The 22,721-nt window shown below is 45.5% G+C and carries 10 protein-coding genes; all 10 read right to left on the bottom strand.

From position 1 onward, the window contains the following. Positions 1-72: 72 nt before the first annotated feature. The gene (gene rhaM / locus DW036_RS04690; RefSeq protein ID WP_044262093.1) at positions 73-387 is read right to left on the bottom strand and encodes an L-rhamnose mutarotase; all 315 of its coding nucleotides are present in this window, start codon (positions 385-387) and stop codon (positions 73-75) included. Positions 388-407: 20 nt separating this feature from the next. After that, on the bottom strand, positions 408-1,814 hold the full coding sequence (locus DW036_RS04685; protein ID WP_118461699.1) for a glycoside hydrolase family 105 protein: 1,407 nt from the start codon (positions 1,812-1,814) through the stop codon (positions 408-410). A 27-nt stretch (positions 1,815-1,841) separates the two neighbouring features. Further along, on the bottom strand, positions 1,842-5,045 hold the full coding sequence (locus DW036_RS26230; protein ID WP_118461697.1) for a glycosyl hydrolase family 28 protein: 3,204 nt from the start codon (positions 5,043-5,045) through the stop codon (positions 1,842-1,844). 93 nt (positions 5,046-5,138) lie between these two features. Further along, a complete protein-coding gene (locus DW036_RS04675) occupies positions 5,139-8,495 on the bottom strand; it encodes a DUF6250 domain-containing protein (RefSeq protein ID WP_369905873.1) in 3,357 nt (1,118 codons plus the stop codon). Positions 8,496-8,500: 5 nt separating this feature from the next. Then, complete coding sequence (locus DW036_RS04670; protein ID WP_118461693.1) at positions 8,501-10,327, bottom strand: rhamnogalacturonan lyase; 1,827 nt, start codon at positions 10,325-10,327, stop codon at positions 8,501-8,503. A gap of 32 nt (positions 10,328-10,359) precedes the next feature. Next, positions 10,360-13,365 carry a DUF4982 domain-containing protein gene (locus DW036_RS04665; RefSeq protein ID WP_118461691.1) on the bottom strand — a complete coding sequence of 1,002 codons (3,006 nt, stop codon included), beginning with the start codon at positions 13,363-13,365 and terminating at the stop codon, positions 10,360-10,362. A 29-nt stretch (positions 13,366-13,394) separates the two neighbouring features. After that, the gene (locus DW036_RS04660; protein WP_118461689.1) at positions 13,395-15,233 is read right to left on the bottom strand and encodes a silent information regulator protein Sir2; all 1,839 of its coding nucleotides are present in this window, start codon (positions 15,231-15,233) and stop codon (positions 13,395-13,397) included. Positions 15,234-15,244: 11 nt separating this feature from the next. Beyond that, positions 15,245-16,573 (bottom strand): PD40 domain-containing protein, encoded by a 1,329-nt coding sequence (locus DW036_RS04655; RefSeq protein ID WP_118461687.1) that lies wholly within the window; start codon positions 16,571-16,573, stop codon positions 15,245-15,247. A 209-nt stretch (positions 16,574-16,782) separates the two neighbouring features. Further along, entirely contained in the window at positions 16,783-19,086 is a 2,304-nt protein-coding gene (locus DW036_RS04650; protein ID WP_118462043.1) for a RagB/SusD family nutrient uptake outer membrane protein, read from the bottom strand. A gap of 30 nt (positions 19,087-19,116) precedes the next feature. Beyond that, positions 19,117-22,476: a TonB-dependent receptor gene (locus DW036_RS04645; RefSeq protein WP_118461685.1), complete on the bottom strand. Its 3,360-nt coding sequence runs from the start codon at positions 22,474-22,476 to the stop codon at positions 19,117-19,119. Positions 22,477-22,721: the final 245 nt, after the last annotated feature.

Below are 22,721 nucleotides of genomic sequence, written 5' to 3'. Positions count from 1 at the left end.
CATAGATTTTAGTACGTAACAAAAATAAGGAAAAAAGCGCATTGAAGACTAACTTCAATGCACTTTTAAGGTTTATTCCATGTGGAATACCTCGGGCAAGGGTATGGTTACCGGAGAATTATCCGGATTTACTTCCATGATGTCCGCCATGTAATCCCACCATTTTTGTACAATGGGATTGGTACCCATATCTTGGGAGGATTCTTCACCCCGCGTCTTCTGGCAGGCAAAGAGGATGTTGGTGTCGCGGTCCCAATAGATGGAGTAGTCGTATACTCCGCCGTCGGATAACATCTTTTTCAGTTCGGGCCAGATGGCTGCATGTCTTTTCTCGTATTCCTTTTCGAAGCCGGGCTTCAGGAACATTTTAAATGCTTCTCTTTTCATAATATATTATTCATTGAGGGTTAATCGGGTTTACTAACACTGAAGATCGGTGCGGTAGTCTTCTGTTCAGTATGGTAATACTGAATGGCACTGTCGTTCATTTTAGGATGCTGTTTATTCAACAGGTTGATCATTTCAGCCCCTGCCCAGATTACAGGACCATAGCCGTGTGCGGCATACACATTGACCGGGCGGTAATAGTAGAATGCAGGATCGAATGCCATTCCGGTACCCACACAGGTACCTTCTACCTGTCCTTCTGCATTGATCTGTGTGGAGACTGCATGCCAGCCAAGTTGCGCTACGGGACCGTAAGCCATTGCGTCGAGCCAACCTTGGTTGATGGCATGGGAGATGCAATAGACATAGATAGCAGTTGCTGAAGTTTCCAGATAAGAATCGTTACGATCTAACAGTTGATGCCAGAATCCTTCGCCACTTTGAAGAGCAGCCAGCCCACGGACGTGTTCACGAAAGAGGTTCATGAGCTTTTCACGCTGGGGATGGTCGGTCGGCATTACGTCCAGTACTTCGGTCATGGTGAGCAGCGCCCAACCGTTGGCACGTCCCCAGAAGAAGGCAGGATGATCCCCCATACCTTCTACCCAACCGTGACGGAAGAGTTTCTTCTCGGGTACCCACATACGCTCGGCAAATTGGAAGATTTGGCGAACGGCTTCGGCCAGATATTTGGACTGTTCTTTATCTGCCATACGAGAGTACCAGGCTATGGGAGGAACGCCCATGAACATATCATCCAGCCAAAGCGTGTTGAGCTGTGGACGGATGCGGGCAAAGGTTCCGTCGGCAAGGCGATATTCTTTGTTTAGAATGAAATCGAGATAATTATTTATCAAAGGATAGAGATTGAGAGATTTATCCTGTAATTGTGCCTTAATCATAGCAGCACATACGGCACCGGCATCATCAAGCGCATGAGGTGTCAGGATTTGCTTCATTTGTGGGTCGGTAGTACCATTCTTTTCGAGCAGATTACGAAAATGCGGAGCCACTTCGGCGAGAAACTTGAAGCGATCAGTAACATATTTCATGTAAGCTGCGTCTCCGGTGGCTTCGGCAGCTGCCATCATGGCCGAATAAGTAACTCCCCATTCATAACTGGCCAGGCGGAAGGCGCCGCGTTCCAATTGGGCGTCGGCAGGCAAGTTACTATAATCAGTGATTACTTTTCCGGTCTTCTCACTGACCACACGGGTATGAGTAGTCTTTTCCAAATAACGGAGAATACGGTCGATATCAGTTTTTACTTCAGTAGTAGAAAGAGCTTTATAGGGTACTTTATACTCTGGTTGCAACAGGTGCAGCGGGGTGTTGGAGTCATTTATTGCTTCCTTCTTTTTCTGGGCATAAGTGCTGATGCTGAGTAACAGCAAGGTGCCTGTCAGGCAGAATGTCTTTATGTTCATACTTTTAAATACTACATTATATAATTACTATTTAAATTCATATCCTCTGAAACTTCCTTTCAGATCAGGTCCGAAATAGAAACCGGGTTGTGTCGGTTGGTTGTATGCTACGTTTTGTGTAGCAATACTGATCCTGTAAACCGGATCTTCCAGGAAAGTGTGGAAACGGTAATCAGTTGCTATGGGTGATACATAGAGGCGTAGTGCCGTATTGTCTTCTGTGCGTAGCAATACTTCTTCGCGCCAGTCACCCAGAATATCGCCTTGCAGGCAGGGAGTTGCTTTGGTTCCGTTGTTCGATACAGCACCTTCGAATGTGACGAGCGGTTTGCAGACGCCGGCTTCCCAATCGTACTTGGATACCACATTCTTGTTCAGCAACTCACGGAGTAAATCGCCGTCCCACCACACAGCCATATTGACAGAGAATGTTTTGATATCGGGATTGACTACTTCTCCCTTGATATTGCGTAGTCCTTTTGATTCCCAAGACCACATTTCCACGCCGGGGTTCGTCGGGTCGATGTCGGCAGCCATACAACGGCCTACGTCTATTCCGCTTTTCACCTGAAAGAATACTTTTCCTGTTGCTGCATCGCGGAAGCTGGAACCGTCGCGCTTATTTTCATGGCAATCCCAAACCTGAAGTCCGGGCATATCGGGCGAGAACTTCGTCAGATGCATGGCATCTCCGTGTCCCATTCCGGTAGAGTAAAGCCCTTTACCATTATTATCGATGGCGCAGGAACCATATATAATTTCGTCACATCCATCCCCATCTACATCTGCTACACGGAGGTTATGATTGCCTTGTCCTGCATAAGCTTTGTATTCTGGGGTGTTACTGTCGAATATCCAACGTTGTTTCAGTTCTTTTCCATCCCAATCGAAAGCTGCAAGTACAGTACGGGTGTAATATCCGCGGCACATCACTACACTGGGATGGATGCCATCCAGATAGGCAACGGCAGCCAGAAAACGGTCGCTTCGGTTGGCGCGATTATCTCCCCAATCTGCCAGATTTCCGCGTGCAGGAACATAATCGATAGTCTGCATGGCGGCACCTGTGCGTCCATTGAAGACGGTGAGGTATTCATTACCCTTCAGGATGCGACCTTGATTGGCAGGGGTACCCGGTTCGCGATAGTCGGCCGCGGCATCCCCGATCACTTTACCTTGTCCGTCGATGGTTCCGTCAGAAGTCTTCATGATGATCTCTGCACAGCCGTCGCCATCAAAATCATATACCATGAATTGAGTGTAGTGTGCACCTGCACGGACATTGTGTCCCATATCAATATGCCAGAGGCGTTCACCTGTCAATCGATAGCAATCGAAGAGGACATTTCCAGTATAGCCATCATGGGCATTATCATGTGCGTTCGAGGGATCCCATTTCAGAATAATCTCATATTCTCCATCCCCATCGACATCACCAATAGAAGCGTCATTGGGTATATAGGTGAATGCTTGTCCCGAAGGGGTGACCCCATCCGCCGGACGGTCCAGCGGAATATTGATGTATCCTATGGGTGCCTTCGCCGGCAGTGTATAGTTGCCCTCGATATGTCCTGTTTCCACGCCGTTTACAACGGGCCGCACGGTGTACGTAGTTGCTTTCTTTCCTTTATAGGCATCCCGGTAGAAAGTTCCCGTAGTAGCAGGTACTTCGGCTATCTTCTTTCCGTCCCGATAGAGGTTGAACGCTGTATTCTCGGGGTCGGACGAGAGGTATCTCCAGGAAACAGCTACTTCTGACGGGTTCTCACGGATGGCTACTACACCACGACCCAACTTTTCCTTTTGTAGCTTTGAATAATCATAAGCCGGAGCATTCGCCGCGTTGCGGAAGCGGCCGTACGTCACGTTCTCTTCCGTTACATTCTCTACGTTATGTACGTTCTTGATGAATTTCGTAACTTCATCGGCATGTACATTCTTTATAACGACGTTCTTTGCAGGCAGTTTGGCATCCCCTTTCAGATCGTAGATGGCTTCAGTGCGTTCGCAGGTCACGTTCGTCATGTACAGGCCGTCGATGCGGGTGATGCGCTCCTCGTAAGTAGGTACCAGATTACGCCATTGGTAGAGTACATCCGTATCAATTTCGAGTACACGCTGCATCTTGCCTGCTTTTACGTTCTCCATGTGGATGTTTTCGATGAAACCTCCCCGGCGGTGATTGGTCTTGGCAAAGAAGAGGCGGAACACGGAGTCTGGTGCTGCGCAATCGTGCATATATACGTTGCGTATGCCGCCCGACATTTCGCTGCCGATGCCCAGTAATGTATGTCCTTTTATGATGTCGCAGTTGCGTATCACAATATTCTCGCACGGGGTATCCAATCGCCAGGCATCTTGGTTACGTCCGGCTTTAATGACAACTGCATCATCTCCCTGATCAAACTTGCAATCTTCTATCAGGAAGTTCCGGCTCATTTCCAGATCGACGCCATCGTTATTGTGTCCGTGGGCATATACGTCCAGATTGCGAACAATACCGCCATCGCACATATACAAGTGTATGGTCCAAAAGGGGCTTTCACGAATCTTGAACTGATCGAGCAAGACGTTCTTACATCTGTTGAAGTGTATCAGGTGCGGGCGAAGATTATTTTCTCCTTTTGCCATCTGTCTTTTCTCTACCGGAACATCCGTTGAGGCCATTGTGTAGAGTTCGGCCAATGCGTCCATGTGAGGCTTGGGACGCTTAAACCACTTGCGCCACGTGTCCATGATGGGTTGCAGTGTCCCGGTTCCGGTGATGGCTACATTTTCACAGTCGAAAGCATACACCAAAGGCGAGTAGTTGTAACATTCCATACCTTCCCATGACGTCATCACGGCAGGAAGATAGTCTTCCGGATTGTCTGTGAAGCGCAGTATGGCACCGTCAGATAAATGCAGGTTCACATTGCTCATCAGGTGTATGGGGCCTGTAAGCCACTCGCCGGTGGGAATTACTACACGGCCACCACCGGCGCGATTGCATGCCTTGATAGCCTTAGCGATAGCTTTTGTATTTATAGTTTTCCCTCCTTTTACTGCTCCATAATTTGCGATGGAAAAATCACGGTTGGGGAAAATAAATTCCTTTATCGGCTCCATGGCAAAAGGTGCGTTAACGGTGACAGTCTTATATTTCGGGGCGGGCATGGCGCCCGATAATCCCAGTGCAATCACTGCAATGGCAGCTATGCCGGTCAAGGATTTAAAACAAGGTTTTTTCATGATATATTTTGTTTTTCATTAGTTGCAAAAATACGGCTTAATACGAAATACTTCCATAGAATAATATGCAATATACATGGAAAATCGTGCAAATCATTCGTCCATGGGAATTACTTCCTGCATGTAAATAGCATCCAGACTCCACAGGGCGGCATCGTTTGTGCTGATGCTGGTACATTCGTCCAGCGGGGCAGGCACCTCGGGTGGAAGTAGAGTTGTGATGCGGAAAGGCGGTGCCGGCGTGTGCTCCAGTCTTGTGAACAATTCCGCCCAAGCCTCCTTTGCCATTTCCGGGTTGCGTGTCTGATAAGCTGCATAGCCCATCAGACGTGAAATGCGAAAACGGCTACGGTTTAGCTCCCATGCTTTCTGTTTGTAACGTATCGTATAATCTAACCAAGCATCTTTCCATTCGGGTAGTTCAATCATCCGGAGCATTTCATTCATCACCTCGAAGCCGCCCATGATACTCATTAAGTGGTTGGTACTTTCCAGTTTGGGGTCGCACTCACTGCTGATGATGCCGGTTGCAGGGTCAAAGCCAAGCGCTTTAGGGCCTGTGAAAATCCGGTTGGGCAGGGCGACGATACTCTTCATGCCGGTAATGATTTTATCGCGGTAAGCCACATTGCGGGTGCGTTCCCATTCCGTCATCCAGTTTCCGGCGTATGCCAGCCAGTCGGGACCAATGCGCAGGCGGGCAGGGGCGGTGCAGGGATATTCGCTACGTGGTTGTGCCAGGCGCATAGGGTCTAGGGTATAGAGTTTCTGTTCGGCGTCTTTCACTTCGGTCATGAGGTCTCCGCAGCGTTCGTCCGTAGTGAGATAATAGTAGAAGCGATTCCAAGCAGCCTGACTGATGCGTGCTTCTTTGGCGCCACATCCCCAATGGCTGACGTTGTGACGACTACCCAATCCGGCATTCTCCCCTATGTGGTAGACGTCTACCTCGGCTGTGTGGCGGGTCATAGCCTCTGCCATGCGCCAAATGTCTACACGCCCTGTGCGCAGGAAATTATACCAAAGCCACATGTTGGAGGCCAGTTCCGTATTGTCCCAGGCAAAGCCTCCGATGTCGTAGCGCCAGGTGTGGCGAATAGGGTCATACGCATGCATGACGTCGCCGTAGTTCCAGAAACCATACCATTTGTTCTGTTCGATGGCCTTCTTGTAAAAGTCAACGTATGCATCCAGTCGGTCTTCTACCCGGTCGCGGAATGGAGTACTGCGATCCGGAAGGCTCCAGACGCCAAAAGCTTGTTGCGCGTGCAGGTATTCGGGGGTAGGCATCAATACACCCGGTTCCGAAAGTTGCTTGGCACGGTCTGCAAAAGCCTGCTTTCCTGCATATCCTCCCTGTGGGATCAGGGTGAGTGTGGTGGTGCGGGCAATTCCATAAGGTGTACTCAGCCCTTCCTGAACATCCTCGTAACTGGCATTTAAATCGTGTGCTACATTATCGTAGTGGCGCAAATCCATGGGTTCGGCATCGGGGCTCCATAGCCAAGCGGTAAGGGTGGCTACGGGAGTCTTCGTCCCGGAGATTTCGATGGCCGAAGGATAAGACTGCCAGAAGTCGTGCAAGCAAAGCCCCAATCCACCGCTGACGTCGCCGGCAAAAGCATATCCCTCACTGCGCGTGCCGGAGAAGGTACCTATCCAGGGATTCGTGTCATTGGCCCGTTTACGGATGGAGAAAGCATCCGCAGTGAGCTGAGACAGGCGGTAGGTGTTCCACGATGCCCAGTTGTCCAACAGCGAGCGATTTTTTTCATCAAAAGCTTCATAAGGTGGGATGCGTTTCCCTTCCATCTGTTGCTGTTGCAGGGAGGGTTCCTTATCCTTGCCGGCATTTTTATTTGTCACATCCCGGCCGGAGTTCCTGTTCGCTGCATCGCCCAATGTCAGTACACGACGCCCTACTAATGGCTGTACAGGTTCGCTCCACACTCCGCCGTCAGCACAGGAGAAGGCTATGTGGCGGTTGTAAAGTGCTTCGCGCATAGGCACGTCGAAGCGGACGCCTAAAGCACGAATGAAATCCTGGTTCTGGTCTCCATCGAACAGGAAACTATGCACCATCTTCATCTGCTCACTTCCACCATAGAAATAGAGACGTACCACAAAGGGCAGCCATTCACGTCCGTTTTTATTCTTATGTACGCCCTCCAGTTTTATCAGCGTACGTACAGCACCGCACCGCTCTACCGTCGCTGATTTCATTTCGCTCACATAGTTATTGAAAGATACCTGCGAAGTGCTTTCAAGAACGGGCGTGCTCTGTGTGCTGCATATCAAGCGTGCTTTCTCGCCCACCTTCACCCCTTTATATAGCAGACTGTCTATCAGGAATTCACCTTGGCGGGGAATGTAAGCCGAAATCACTCCTGTTTCTATCAGAATATTCCGGGATGTCTCGGTGACGGAAACGGATGCTTGATCGTTGGGATTTGTTGTTCTTACCTTTTTTACCGATTTCTTTTTTGCTAGTTCAAGTGTAGCCCCCTCTGTTCCGGCGGGGATAACGCCTGCTACTCCGCTCCATTTCACCGAACCATCCGGCCAGTAGGCCAGCGCCCAGGTGTCGATCGGTATGTTTTCACCATTTACGGTGGTTAACTGTAAAGTGCTTTCAGGAAAGATCTTGCCTTTCTCAAAAGGTACGCCGAAGCTGGTCGCTTTGTCCATTTCGGGAGTGTCGCCGATCCATTGCAAAGGCACAACGGAGGTTTCTTGCAGTGAGCACTCGTAGCGGAAGTTGGTAATACGGGTACGCGATAGGGTGGTGCGGAAGCCAAACCAACCTTCAGTCAGTGGTTTGGCATCCCTGAAATCCACCAGACGCTTTCCGTCTATATAATAACTAACCCTATTATTTTCGTTCGTAATTTTAATATGATACCAGTGGTTCGCTTTCAGTAAATGCTCTACATTGGTATATTCTTTTAAGACCGCAGGCCGGGCCTGAGGATTGGTGATGCCTGCTTCATTGCCATCATAGCGACGGAAGCGTGTAGTGGAGTTGTGGTTTCCGCCATATCCCAGATAATAAAGTTGCAGGGAGTAGCAGTTCAGAAATATTCCATTGCGCCACTTCTCGCGTTTCCATAAGTTGTCCGGATACTTCGGGTCGGAAGCCATCCAGAAGCAGTTCAAGTCGCTCAGGCGGTCTTTTTCCGTTTCACTGACTACGCAGGCATCGTATTCAATGGTGACTTTGCCGCTCATCTTCTCCTTTCTCCAAAGAGTCAGCCCTTTTGGGGAGACAATTTCGGCTGTATCTCCCCGGAACGTTACTTTGTAATCGGGCGATTCCGACTCCACTTTCCAGTATTTGTGAAACTGGCGGGCATTTAAGCCGGAAACCTGATTGTCCTGTGCCTTCAATGGTAGTAAAGACAGAAAGAAAAATGAAAGGCACAAACTAGTACGGAATCTGTTTCTTTTCATCATGATTAAAAACTTGTGTGTGGTGGTTGATTATATGCTACGTTTTGCCAAGCGATAGCCAGACGATATTGACGGTCGTTCATCAATGTCGGGCGCCTGTCGGCGGCAGGTATCGTTGTTGTGTATATGCGCAGTTCTGTTTGGTCCTCTGAAGCCCAGATGACTTCTTCGCGCCAATCTCCCAGAATATCTCCGGACAGGCAGGGATTCCCTTTGGTGCCATTGTTGGAAACTACTCCCTCGGCTTTCAGCAATAGTTCAGTTTCTTCCGTTTGCCAATTCCACTTGCTGATGGAGACATGGTCTAATAACTCTGCCAGCGGATCGGCATCCCAATAGATTGTGAAATTGCAGGAATTCGGTTTCTTATCACTGATAAATTCTCCGGTATCTCCTCTTCGTAAGCCACCGATGTTGCACCAACATTCTGCTCCTTCATAGCGTGGATCGATGTCGGCTGCTACTCCGCGTCCGGCGTCTTTGCCTAACCCATCTTGCCAGATGATTTCTCCGGTGGCTCCGTCAAACATGGCTACGGCGGGAGTTCGCTTGACAATCTCATTATCTCCTTCGTTCTCATGTACGCCGAATACTTGTATACCAGGGCGCGAAGGGATTAAACGTCCGGCATGCAGGGCGTCTCCATGGCGCAGTCCCGTTGTGAAGAGACCTTTTCCATCATGGTCCACTGTCATAGCCCCCACGCAGATCTCATCATAATTGTCTCCGTCAAAATCGGCTATTGTTACGCTATGATTTCCCATACCGGAATATCCTTCCATACCGGGGGCGGCACTATCGAAAGTCCAGATGCTTTTCAAGGTTGAGTTAGTAAATGTCCATGCACAGACTACAGTACGTCCATACCATCCTCTGACCATTACAGGTGAAGGAGTCTTACCATCCAGAAAGGCGACTCCCGCAGTGAAGCGGTCGGAGCGTCCGCCGGTATTATCGTTGCCACAGTTACCGCCGATGCCTCCCCATCCGTCTATGGGATAGCGGGTAGGAATGTATTCTTTGGTATCTAATTCTTTTCCGGTTTTACCATCAAACACAGTCAGGTATTCCGGCCCATTGACTATCTTTCCATAAGTCGGACTCTCTTTATCCCATGTTCTCCAATCTGCTTGGTTATCACCGATAGTATGTCCTGTTCCATCCACGGTTCCGTCTCCTGTCTTGCAGCAGATTTCAGCACACCCGTCTCCATCGAAGTCAAAGACAAGGAAGTAGGTGGTGGCTGCTCCTGAACGGATATTCGGTCCCAAATCAATGCGCCAAAGCAATGTTCCATCCATTTTATACGCATCCAGGTAAGTATTTCCTGTAAAGCCACGTTGCGGAGGACGCTTAGAATTGGAAGGTGACCATTTCAGTATGATTTCATATTCACTGTCACCATCCAAATCTCCTATACTGCAATCATTGGCTGTATAAGAGAAATGTTCGCCTGCGATTTCTCCATCTTCCGGTTTCCGGATTGGAATACTTAAATAGGGGTGTAGTTCCTCTTCTGTCGAATGTGTCCAGGTGGCTACTTCTCTATTATCAGCTTTCAGTATCCAGCGATTAGTGACTTTGAAGTCAGTGCCCTCATCTAGAAAATCGGCAGTCTGGCTAATGGGTTCTTTATTCAGTTTTATGGCTGTTCCGCCATTGGTGCTTCGATAGATGTCGAACTGCAAGCCGGGTGCATCATCCAGCGTCATGCGCCAGCTGAAGTACATTCCTTTCTCTGTAGGGATTCCGACCAAGCCTTTTGAGAGTTTCTCTGCTGTATAGGGTTGAGAAAAAGCATATATACTCCCGCAAAGCAGGAGTATATACATAATAACCCAGTGTTTTATATAACAATTCAACCTTATTGCCATAAGTTTTCTTTAAACTCAATTTCCACAATGCGTAATTCGTGCCTGGTCTTGTTTCCATCTTTAGCTTTATATAGATCCAATTCATTGGCGACGGGAGCAGCTACCTCAACTATCTGTCCGAAGGCATCCCCTTCTTTGCTGGCCCCTTTCAGACGAATGGTGATCTCGTTGGTCAATACAGGTTTTACTTTCAAATGAACATATCCCAGACTTTTATCTGTTTCTCCGCTCCAGATCAGTTCGTCACCTGCATAGATTTCCAGCGGATAACTGCGCAAACGCCATCCGGTCAGCTTCAGGCAAACTTCATCCACTCGTGCGGCACGTTCCAATTGGTAAGTGATCCAGGCTGTGTTTGCTCTTCCGTCATTTCTCCACTCGCTCAATTCGTTATCATCGAAACTATTGATAGCGTTTTCATTATTTGCGCCGGCGACAGCGGATAAGATGCCAACATCTACTTTCGTATCTTTATAAGAAGGTGTTAATGGAGTTTCCCCACGGGTTAATCTGCCTTCCAGTTCATTGCCGGGGATATAGCTGCTTAATCCGTCTTTTACTTCTATTGGTGATGATGAGAAGCTGATCTCAGCAGATTTCAAACCCTTAGCTTTTGCAGTTACGCGAACTGTACCAGCAGTTGTCAGAGAGCGGATGAGTGCGCGGTTGATGCCACATTCTACCGGCAGATCTTTTGAAAGAATAAAATTGTCTTTTCCCTGTGCGATACCACCACGCCATTCGGCAGGTCCTTCCACATCGAAATGTATTAGATCATTGGCCAACGGACAACGTCTTCCATCCTTATCCATTACTTCTACCTGGAGTAATACCATATCCGCACCGTCTGCTTTCCATCCATTAGGACTTTGAATCAGGCTCAGCTTTATTTGCTCTGGTTCACCGGCTGTCTGTAAGTGTGTACGGCAGCATTCTGTTCCGTTTTCATCATAGCCCACTGCTTCCAATTTACCGGTTGCAAATGCTACATTTTCAAAAGTATATAAGAAATGGTGGTCTCTATTACCATATCCTAAGGATGTTCCATTCAGGAACAATTCCACTTTCTCTGCACTGGAAACTACATAAACCGGTTTCACTGTACCTTCTTTATAATTCCAATGGCCAATGATATGGATGCGTGGATTTTCTATATCTACCCAACCGTCCCACATCACCTGATGTGCAAAGAAAGGATCTTTGGGAATACGCATGGCATCAGTTACCCCGCTACGACGATAATTCTCTACCCCGCGGAAATGAGTATTAGTATCAGAGAAGATGATCTTTACTCCACCTGAACTAACACGCTCTCCGGTTCCCGGGCGTTCACGCCAATAGTCGAACCAGCGAATTATATTTTCTATCGTAAATGAATCCTGATTATGATTGTAAGCACGTGCATCTACTTTCTTCTGGATTTTATTGGTTGCGGCGGATTTGAAAGAATTGTTCCCTTCTCCATTCTTATGATAGGGGTAAGAGTATTCGTCCCAATACTTGCGCAATCCTTCATCGCGACAATATTCCATGGCCCACATCGGGTGATGTTTACTCTTATTGATATAAAGCATTTCTCCGCCATATTCGGCTTCGCGGATATCAAGCATTTCACGTGAACCTATGGCACGGCCGCCATGAGGGTCATATTTATCGCGTATTGCTTTCATCTCTATCATGTGTTCCCGACTGATAGACTCATTTCCACATTCGTAAAACAGGATACTCGGGTTATTACGGTTGTAAATGATGGCATCACGCATCAGTTCAGTCCGTTGTCCCCACTGGCGTCCTTCACGGTCTTTTTCTGCATCACCGGCTTGCATTGCCTGGATCAACCCCACGCGGTCACACGATTCAATGTCCTGTTTCCATGGAGTGATATGCATCCAGCGAACCAAGTTGGCATTATCTTCCACCATCAATCCATTGCTATAGTCACTCAGCCATGCCGGAACGCTCATTCCTACTCCCGGCCATTCATTACTGGTACGTTGGGCAAACCCCTTCATCTGGATTACGCGATCATTCAGCCATATCATACCTTTCCCAAAGCGAGTTTTGCGGAAACCTGTCCGGGTAGCTACTTCATCTATCTTTTTACCGTCTGCCCATAAACTTGTTTTTACGGTATACAGATAGCCATATCCCCAACTCCAGAAATGCAAACCGTCCACTTCCGCAGCTGCTTTTAAAGTAACTGTTTCTCCGGGTTTTATTAAAGTCTGAGCACCGTCGAATACTTTGATTGTTTTACCGTCACGGTCTATCAACTCAACTTTATAGGCCACTTGTTTGGCACGCTTGTACTCGTTCTTTATCTCGGATTCCGCATGAATCACCGCTTTGCGGGATTTTACACGAATATCTTCCGCATAGATATAGACACCCGTGGTTTGCAGATTGCTGTATAAAGGCAGAGTCTGATATAATTTATCTGTAACATGTAGCCATACATTCTTAGGAATACCACCATAATTGGCGTTGAAGTTACGGTCGCTCCACTGATATTTGGTGTTGGTAGCGCGTTCCTTGTAATTCCAGTCATTATCAATGCGGAGGGCTATTACATTTTCCTGTCCGTATTTTATATAAGGAGTCAAGTCGAAACCAACAGCCATCGCACCATTTTCGTGCAGGCCCAGATATTGACCGTTAATGTAGAAATCAGCTCCTTGGCGGACACCTTCGAATTCTATAAATACCTTTTTATCTTTACTGCCAGCGGGTAAACGGAAGTGTTTACGATACCACATCACTGTATCTGTTAACTGGTCGATGCTTAAGCGAAAAGCTTCATCTTCATTGAAAGCGCGGGGTAAAGTGACTTTTTTCCAATCCGTATCCTGAAAACGTACTTGTTGGGCTTCAGGGGTATCACCAACGGAAAGTAACCAGTCGGAATTGAAATTATATTTATTGCGAGCATCTGATGCTCCTACATACTGGCTTATGGATATAAAAGCCAAAAGGAATAAAAGGATTCTACGTCTCATGGTTTATTAATCATTTAAAATAATCTTATTTACTCTCCTAAATAGTAGGAAGGTACAGGTGCCTGTGGATAACCCATGGAACGATGTGCTACATAATTCCGGTATATTGCATCCTGCATTAAAGTTACACGACGGTCTTTGGCGGGGATATTCGTTGTGTAAATACGAATTTCGCCCGGTAAGGCTGTGATGATCTCTTCACGCCAATCACCATATAAATCGGCAATCATCAGGATATCCCCTTCAATACCTTCTGTCAGAGATTCCCCTTTCCATTTTATGATACTTAAAGATTTTCCGTTAGAAGAAGAGTTTGCTCCCCATCGGTTATCGTCTCCTTTAAATGTTTCACGCAATAAATCTCCGTCCCACCATGCCCAGTTTCGGCAGGAAGGTACATCTTCGTTTTTGCCTAAATATTGACCATCTGCAGAAAGCAGGTATTTGTCCGTACTTCCTCCTTTACGGTCTTCGCTTGCGAAACATTCCAGCCCTTTATGAGTAGGATCGAAGTCGGCAACCATGCCGTCACCCACATGGAACGTTTTGTGACCGATGTTCCAAACGGGTTGTCCGGTTTTTGCGTCTACCACACAAACTCCACGGCCGTTGTCATGCCAAGGTTCCAAACATAGAAATACTTCCATTCCCGGACGATTCGGGTCAATATCTGTCAGATAAATCTTGTCCGGGTGTCCTAATCCGGTAGACCACAATAGTGTACCATTGTTATCAAGCATGCATGAGCCTAAGAGTATTTCATCTTTTCCATCCTGATCCACATCTCCGCATATCATGTTGTGTGATCCCATACTTCTTACTACAGGGTTTTCTTCATCACTATCCCATCTCCAGGCGCGTTCCAGTTTGTTGCTGTTTAATTGCCAGGCATCTACAACCATCAATTTATAGGTTCCGCGACAAGCTAATATATAAGGTGTCTTCCCATCCAGATATGCCATACCTATCTGATTACGATTCTGGCGGACAAGATTTCCATATCTGTCATTGCGCTCAGGCCAATTCACGCGGGCTATTTCTTCTCCAGTCATGCCATTCAATACGCTCAAGTATTCTTCACCTGAATCTACACGCCCTTTTTCATTACGTTTTGAATTTTCTGGAGCGGTCTTTAATGCTATTTCAGCTTTGCCGTCTCCATTGAAGTCGTAAGCGATAAAAGGAGAATACCATACCCCCGGTTCTATACCTTGCCCCAAGTCTTTAGACCACAAAAAAGTACTGTCATTCAGATAAGCCTCAATTTGATAAGTTTCTCCACCCAAAGTACCCGGCATTCCCGGATCTACATTTTTATCCGGCGTACGGATAATGTAATCATAAATCCCGTCTCCATTTAAATCGGCAACAGCTATCTTGCCGGCTTTTATATTTCTATTAAGTTTGATTGATTGATAATTCTTCAATGATGGGAGTTCCACTTCTATTTTAGCAGATGTGTCAATCACTTTTTTCTTTTTATCCAATGCGCAGATCCAATAAAATGCTTTTCCGTTTGCAGGAGATCGATCTATGAAATCACAAGTTGATTTTACCGGAGATTTGGTTAAGCGTTCCGTCTTGCCATTTGCAGTGCGATATAAATGGAAGGACACATCTGCATCATCTTGTTCCGATAATCTCCAGCTAAGATATATGCCTTTTCCATCTATAGCAGGGGCTGCCGCCAGTCCTCTGTCCAAGTGCTCTTTTATTCGTTCGGTTGCAAAACCATTCACTTTAGGCTTCGGTTCATGCCGTGGTTCCAGAATCTCATAGTAGTAAGTACGTTCACGTAAATCTTGGGCTTGTAAACTACCGGCTGCACCGATTAGTAAAGTACAGAGGAGTAAATATCTATTTTTCATTGCTTTCTTTTTTAGTTATTGAATGAAGTAATATCGACCATCATCAGATTCAAACGCGTACCGTTTGTGAAGTGCCCGGATTGAAAAAGTACTTTTGTGCCGTCGGGACTGAAACTTGGGTGTGCATGATCCGGTTTCATTTTGGTGTCCGAAACCAGCCAATGGCGTTGACCGGTCTGCACGTTGATAAGCCAGACATTTCCTCCGAAGGTGTCACCCGCTGCCCAACGATTGTCGCGACTTGCATTGCAATGCCAGAATCCTCGTCCGGTAAGTTGTCCTTCTATGGCTTTGCGGTCTTTATCCAGTTCTACCTGACCCACTAATTCCACGTCATCGGTGCGAAGATTGATACGGGCAATACCACTTACTTGTTTACGAAGACGAGGCTGAAAACCCAGAATATTGAAATAAACATAGTCCTTGGTTGCAAAAGTTTCGTGAGTGACCCAGTCTAACGGAGTTTCTTTATAAAGAGGCTTGAAGACCGATCCGTCTGCTGTGCAGAACCACATGCGCTGGTGTGCATCGCCACCGGTTTCATTACAGAAAACTATTTCTTTCGGTGTGAAACGGCTGGCCTGTATGTGTCCTGTCTTAAATTCGGTATCGATAACTTTGGTTACTTCGCCGGTAGCAAGGTTCATTTTTCGGATGCCACAAAGAGATGGTTTTATTTTTACCGGCTGATTACTTTCCGGCAAGAATGCATTTTTCGCCATGCGTTCTTTCTCTTCTTCTGTACCTTCACGTTCCACGGTGATATATGCATAGTCATCGTTACAATCTACGGCGTATCCTCCGGGACGTCCCATATTCGTGGGAAAAGTACCTAAAAGAGTCTCGTAGGCGGCGGGTTTTCCTACCTTTCCTTGTTTCACATCTGCAAAGAACTTATCCAAGTTCATGACATACAGATTCCAGTCTTCTTTCTCTTTTCGGCTGATGAACATACGATTGCTCTTATTGGCCAGAAATGCACTGCCCAGATCAGGACCTTCCGTAGCCTGAATGATTTGGCCTGTTGCCATTTCTATAAAATAAATTTGTGTGGGAGTCCAACTGCGTTTCTCCCCGTTTGGAAGTGTACGTTCTATCTTTTCACCATTTCCACGGCTGGATGATCTGAACAGTAGATATTTGCCGTCAGATGTCCACATCGGGTCTGTCTGATAGAGGAAACGGTCGTTCTTTAAAGTATCGGTGAGTATGGTAATGGTGTTCCCGGTTTCATGGTCTGTATAAGTCTGCATTTCGGATGCGGTACAATTACCAAACTGGGCAAACAGCGCTTTACTGAAGCCGATTAATAAAATAATGGTTAAACAGAGCTTTCTCATAGTATGTCATTTTTTTATTTGATGTTACAAAGTTAGGCGCAATGAGCGCTCTATAAAATAGAAATTCATACATTTATATGGTTATTCGTCCACTTATATACCCTATAAATGCGCTTTATGTACAGTAAGAGGGAGGGCTTGTAACAGCACCCCAAAAGAATAGCATGATAGAATGGGGACAATAAGTCCCCATTCTAAAAAATCATTGATTAATAACCATTATTCTGGTAAGCCTTTTTAGCTGAGTCGTCTAAAGGGTTACCATTCTCGTCAGTCAATAAGTCGAGCATGGATTGAGTGAATGGTTTAAGGGTATAATGAGGTTCAAACATACCCATACCGTCACCCGTTTGGCCGATACCGTTGATCAGGTTATCAGAAGAATCCCATAAACCTTTTTGAGGAGATGCCAGTTGGTCATGGTAGATAATGCGATCTGCCTGCCAACCGGAATGGTGCAAGTTCTCATAATAAATTATTTCCTGATTCAATTCGCGTGCTAATTCATTCAGAATGAAGTTGGCAAAACGATCTTCTGTTGAAGTAGCTGTCTTGGGATACATCTCTGCTTTTGAATGATCGGAGACTCCATCCCAATAAGATTCGTCTATCAACATTGCAGATGTCATATCAACTGCTACTTCATACGGCCATTGTTGTTCGGTCTGCGATAGTTTTTCATATCCCGGCTGTAAAATGGCTATGACTTCTGCACGCTTTTCTCCGGTTTTGTAGGCTGCACGTGCACGTACTGCATTAATATCGGCAATCGCTGCATTGTAGTTACCTTTACGGCCATATGCTTCAGCACGAAGCAGGTATGTTTCGGCGAGACGGAATAAAGGTACATCACGGCCCGATTCGTAGTGTGTATAGTTGCTACGATTCGGCTCATCGTACTTCAGAGTTGCCGGACATGCGGTAGATCCCATTTTGTCCAAACCTGAATAACTCTTGTCATTATAAGTATAACTGTTTCCTTCTGCCTTTGTCGGAATACGGTAATAGTATTTATTTCCATCTTTTATCCAGCGAGCCATCAGGACAAAAGGATGCGCTAAAGCTTCATTTATGTCGATAGCGGTTTCCTTGGTATTTTCTACATAAGCAAAAGCCAGGTCGCCTTTACCCATTTTGTGTTCACCGGCTACAGCTTTGCGATTTCCCCAAGATGCTCTGGTGTACGTAGGAAGAATCTTTTCGTTAAAGTACTTTGCCATTGCATCAGTCCACACATAAGTCTTGTTATTATCGCTGTCATAAGCATAATAGTCTAGGTTGGCGGCGGGTGATGAGTTTGAATCTCCTCCCTTGAGTGCCGTTGTGTATTCCACATGGAATGATTTCTCATACCGAGAGTCAGCCTGCTTATTTACATACAAGTCAAAACCGAAATCATTGGTGAAACCAATGCGTGCAGAGGATTTTGTAGGATATTCCCAACAGAAATCAGGAATTCCCCAGGATGCATTCGAGTAATCACCACCAAAGAAATAAGGCAAACGATTACCGTAGCGACCATTGTCGGCGCCTCCCATCGGACCATATACACAAGAAAGAATCAATTCATGACTGTTCTCATTTGAATAGTCTCCCATCGGATGACTGAAGAGCTTTCTATAGTCTGATTCCAATGCATAATAACCATGCTCTATTACTTTCGTTGCATAATATATGCAAGAGTCCAAATCGGCGGTACCTTCACCTTTGTACAGCATACCTAAATAAGACTTTGAATTACTGGTATCTACATGGCCATCGGCTTTTACACCATATTCAGAACTGCCATATTTAGCACCTTGTGCACGTTGTAAATAGAGCTTTGCCAGAAAATGGGCAGCCGCCCCTTTGGTTGCACGACCAAAGTCTGTGGTCAGGTTCTGTTCATTAACATCCGGTAGATGATCGTAGGCATAACGTAAGTCTCCAATCAACAGGCTATAAATGCTGGGCACACTTTCGCGTACATAATTATAGTTGGAAGGTAATTCTGCAGTGTATCCTTTGGGGACAAATATTTCACCATACATTGTACTCATTATATAAAGTGAGTAAGCACGATTGAATAAAGCTTCCGACAAAGCCTTGGCTGCATAGTTTGCATCACTTGCAAATTTTCCGAGTGCCTTACCTTCACGAATAGATAATATGGCACGGTTACAGTTATTTATAATAGGATAGAAACCTAATAATGATTTTGCATTCTCACCGCACAAGCCATTAGCATAGCCTGCCAATTTGCCGGTTGCATTCCATTCACTTGCAGAATACATGCCGTAAGCTGCCGTTTTTGCAGAGAAGTTATCTACTCCCAGCATTAAACTACTTGGGCCCTGTTCATATTGTTTGGTTACACGCAAGGCATCATAGGTGCCGACTATCAGTTGTTCCAGACCTTGTTCGGTTTCAAAATAATCTTGTGTAATGGTAGATACCATTTTCTCCTCCAGAAAGCTGTCAGTACAAGATATGCTTCCCAGTGCAATCATTGAAAGTAATATATATTTCTTCATATTTGTTTTATTCTTAATAGGGTTCATCAATTAAAAGCCAAGTCTTAAACCTATCACATAGCTGCGGTTCAATACCGTGTTATTGGTCTGACCTCCGATAAAGTTAGTAGCGCTGGTTTTCTCACTCCATCCGGTAGTATCATCAGGATTGATGCCTGCTTTTACCAACTCACCGCCAAAGATAAATGGATTCAATACCTGAGCATAAATGGAACAACTTGATGCGCCGATCTTATTCAATAATTTCTCCGGTAGTGTATATGACAAGGCTATATTACGAATAGCAATCATATTTCCTTTGGTATAACTCATATATGCGCTATAGTCAGTAAATGTTTCGCCACCTGCACGTGGTTGAGGGAATCTGGCACCTGTATTTTCCGGGCTCCAGATGTCCTTTTCCACACGGCGTCCGTAAGTTTGCATCAATCCATAATATGTGTTACCAAAGCGACCATAGATGAATGCATTCAACTGCCAATTCTTATAAATGAAAGTAGTAGTGAATCCGCCTTCCCATTTTGGAGTAAATGAACCTAAGAAATGATTATCGTCATTGTTGAATTTGCCGAAACCATTGTCCATGTATGTGATTTCCTGTTTTTGTCCATTGATATCCACCGTCTTGGTTATTGCTCCCTCTGTGCCTTTAGGTACTTCAATGAAATCCTGATCGACCAGTTTAGCCATACCGGGGAACATTGTAATGCCATTGGCTTTATAGACTGCTAATAATTTCTGGTCTTCGGGTGTATTTTGCCACAAACGATCATATTTGTAAGTCCATACCTCATTGATAGGCTTTCCGATAAACCAACCATTAGCGGTATCGTCATTTTTGCCATCGGCCAGTTCTACGATTTTCTCTTTATTGGTAGAGAAAGTGAAATCAGTTTTCCAGGTGAAATCTTTGGTCTGAATATTTGTGGTAGAGAGGGTTATTTCAAAACCTTTATTCTGAGTCTTACCTATATTTGATAAGATCTGAGTATATCCGGTCATGATAGGAATTGAACGGTTCAGCAGCAGATCGGAAGTCTTGGCAACATAGTATTCAACACTACCGTTGATTCTATTATTCAGGAATCCAAAATCGATTCCCACATTCGTAGAAGCTGTTTTTTCCCAACCAAGCATTCTGTTGGGTAATACGGAAGCTTTGGCACCTGTAGTATTAGTAGTCACACCGCCTTGTCCGAAAGGCTTGTTAGCCCATTGGGAAACCATAGCCCCTCCTGTCTGATAAGGACTTACAGAAGCATTACCGGTAACACCATATCCCACACGCACTTTCAAAGTATTAATCCAGTTGATACTTTTAATGAAATCTTCTTCATTCAGTTTCCATGCCAATGCTGCTGAAGGGAAGAAATCCCATTTGTTGCCTACAGCTAACATGGAAGCACCGTCCCAGCGACCTGTTAAAGTCAGCAGATAGCGGTCCATCAATGAGTAATTGACACGAGCCATATAAGAAGCCCTTTGTTGTTCGCTGAACGAGGAGCCAATACCTGCTTTTGAAGTGTTCGAATCACCTACGCTATACCATAAGGCGGTAGGGAACTTACATTCGTAAGCACGTACTTCTATACCTTCTGTGCGATAATATTCAGCTGATTGCATCAATGTCAGACCTAAAGAGTGAATCTTATTGAATGTCTTGTTTACAAAGATCATATTCTCCAGTGTCCATGCCAGTTTCTGACTTTGATTGTTGTAAGCTACATTCGGTTCTGTTGAGGCATAACCTAACGGATTGGTGAAATCATTGCCATAATAGCTGCCTTCACGGGCGTTGCGATATTGGGAACCAAAGTTAGTACGCCATTTTACTCCTTCCAATGGAGCCCATATTTTGCCAAAATCAAGTTCTGCAAAAGAGCTTAACATGACACCGTAATAGCGTGTTTCATTTTGAGCCTGATCAATGTTTAATAAAGCATTGTGCTGTGAGGGACCATCTGACGGACTCAGTAATTCTCCATTTTCATCATACGCCGGTGCGTAGGGCATCAGATTGGTAGCTAAACCATAAGAGTCCTTAGCCGTTGTATTTGAAAAATTGCTGACAATACCGTAGTTTTTAATGGAATGACTGATATTCACTCCCATACCGACTTTCAAAAAGTCAGTAGCCTGGATTTCACCATTCAAATTTATTGTATAACGTTTATAATCCTGATCTTTCATCGGAGATTGCTGATCCAGATAGGCTAATGACATATACAGTTTGGACTTTTCTGTTCCGGCGGAGAGTGACATTTGGTGGTTGTGGGTAACTGCCGTACGGGTTACATAATCAGTCCAGGGAGTGGTTGGAATCTTTGAAGAATCATATACCGGTACTCTGGCGGCATATCCTAATACATTCTGCTCATATTCGGTTGCATCACGTAGTACAGGAGTACCGTCGGCATTAAACTGGAACGCTGAATTGAAGACCGGACGCAGATAAGGATATTTGGTTACCCCACCAAAGTAAGCATCTCCGTCGATGTCAGGGTCTGGAGCATTACCATATTTGCCGGTATATGCGCCTGCATTAATATTGGATTGCCGGTTCCAATCGATCAATTCGCCCGAATTCATCCAATCGGTCATTGAATCAATCTTTGAGAAGGAAATGGAACCATCATAATTAATCGTCACTTTACCAGTTTTCCCCTTTTTGGTAGTGATCAGGACGACACCATTCGCACCGCGTGAACCGTAGATTGCGGTAGCGGATGCATCTTTCAGGATTTCCATAGATTCGATATCATTGGGATTGACATCAGCCATGGAACCTGCGGTCATTGGAATACCATCGATTACGTATAATGGGTCGTTACTTGCATTGATAGAGCGATTACCACGGATGCGCACATCGCCCAATTCTCCCGGTCGGTTGTTAGAAGTAATCTGCACGCCAGCTGCCTTACCCTGCATGGCTTGCAAGGCATTCTGTACAGGACGTTCTCTGATGGTTTTTGCAGTCACCTGTGTCAGTGCTCCGGTCACATCACTTTTCTTGGCAACACCATAACCTACGACAACTACCTCATCCAGAATCTCACTGTCTTCTTCTAATGTAATTTGGAAACTGGACTGACCTTTTACTGGAATATCCAAGGTCTTATATCCGACGAAGCTAACCTGGATCGTCCCATTATCAGGAACATTCGAAATAGTAAATTTGCCTTCCAAATCAGTAATTGATCCGTTAGTAGTACCTTTTACTACTACACTGGCGCCAATTACAGATTCACCAGTTTTGTCGAGGACAGTTCCCGAAATAGTTTTGCTTTGTGCAGAGGCTTCTATAGCCAGTACTGAAAATAAAGCAACGAAGAACAGTCGCTGGACTTTTTCCAAGCGACTAAACAGACTTGATTTTTTTCTGTTTTTCATACTTAAATTATTAAGTTAAACAAAAGTTAACTTGATAATGATGAAAAAAATGACTTATGGAGTGTTTTTGGTGAGGTTTTAAGAAGACCCGATACAATAATACGATCTATTTGCCGAATTGAGAAATATATACTTTAGTTATTACTATGATTAATCTTACTGTGAAGGAAGTGTTTTTAACCCTACTTATAATCCTCCACATACCAAGTCCGTATCAAGCCCGTACCAAGTCCGTGTCAAGTCCG

The sequence above is a fragment of the Bacteroides sp. AF39-11AC genome (assembly GCF_003474285.1).
Lineage (GTDB): Bacteria > Bacteroidota > Bacteroidia > Bacteroidales > Bacteroidaceae > Bacteroides.
This window is presented reverse-complemented; position numbering and strand designations above follow the sequence as displayed.

What these genes read in the sequence shown, in the direction of transcription:
- rhaM (WP_044262093.1), bottom strand. Translation starts at nt 387, where the DNA reads ATGAAAAGAGAAGCATTTAAAATGTTCCTGAAGCCCGGCTTCGAAAAG.
- DW036_RS04685 (WP_118461699.1), bottom strand. Translation starts at nt 1,814, where the DNA reads ATGAACATAAAGACATTCTGCCTGACAGGCACCTTGCTGTTACTCAGC.
- DW036_RS26230 (WP_118461697.1), bottom strand. Translation starts at nt 5,045, where the DNA reads ATGAAAAAACCTTGTTTTAAATCCTTGACCGGCATAGCTGCCATTGCA.
- DW036_RS04675 (WP_369905873.1), bottom strand. Translation starts at nt 8,495, where the DNA reads ATGAAAAGAAACAGATTCCGTACTAGTTTGTGCCTTTCATTTTTCTTT.
- DW036_RS04670 (WP_118461693.1), bottom strand. Translation starts at nt 10,327, where the DNA reads ATGTATATACTCCTGCTTTGCGGGAGTATATATGCTTTTTCTCAACCC.
- DW036_RS04665 (WP_118461691.1), bottom strand. Translation starts at nt 13,365, where the DNA reads ATGAGACGTAGAATCCTTTTATTCCTTTTGGCTTTTATATCCATAAGC.
- DW036_RS04660 (WP_118461689.1), bottom strand. Translation starts at nt 15,233, where the DNA reads ATGAAAAATAGATATTTACTCCTCTGTACTTTACTAATCGGTGCAGCC.
- DW036_RS04655 (WP_118461687.1), bottom strand. Translation starts at nt 16,573, where the DNA reads ATGAGAAAGCTCTGTTTAACCATTATTTTATTAATCGGCTTCAGTAAA.
- DW036_RS04650 (WP_118462043.1), bottom strand. Translation starts at nt 19,086, where the DNA reads ATGAAGAAATATATATTACTTTCAATGATTGCACTGGGAAGCATATCT.
- DW036_RS04645 (WP_118461685.1), bottom strand. Translation starts at nt 22,476, where the DNA reads ATGAAAAACAGAAAAAAATCAAGTCTGTTTAGTCGCTTGGAAAAAGTC.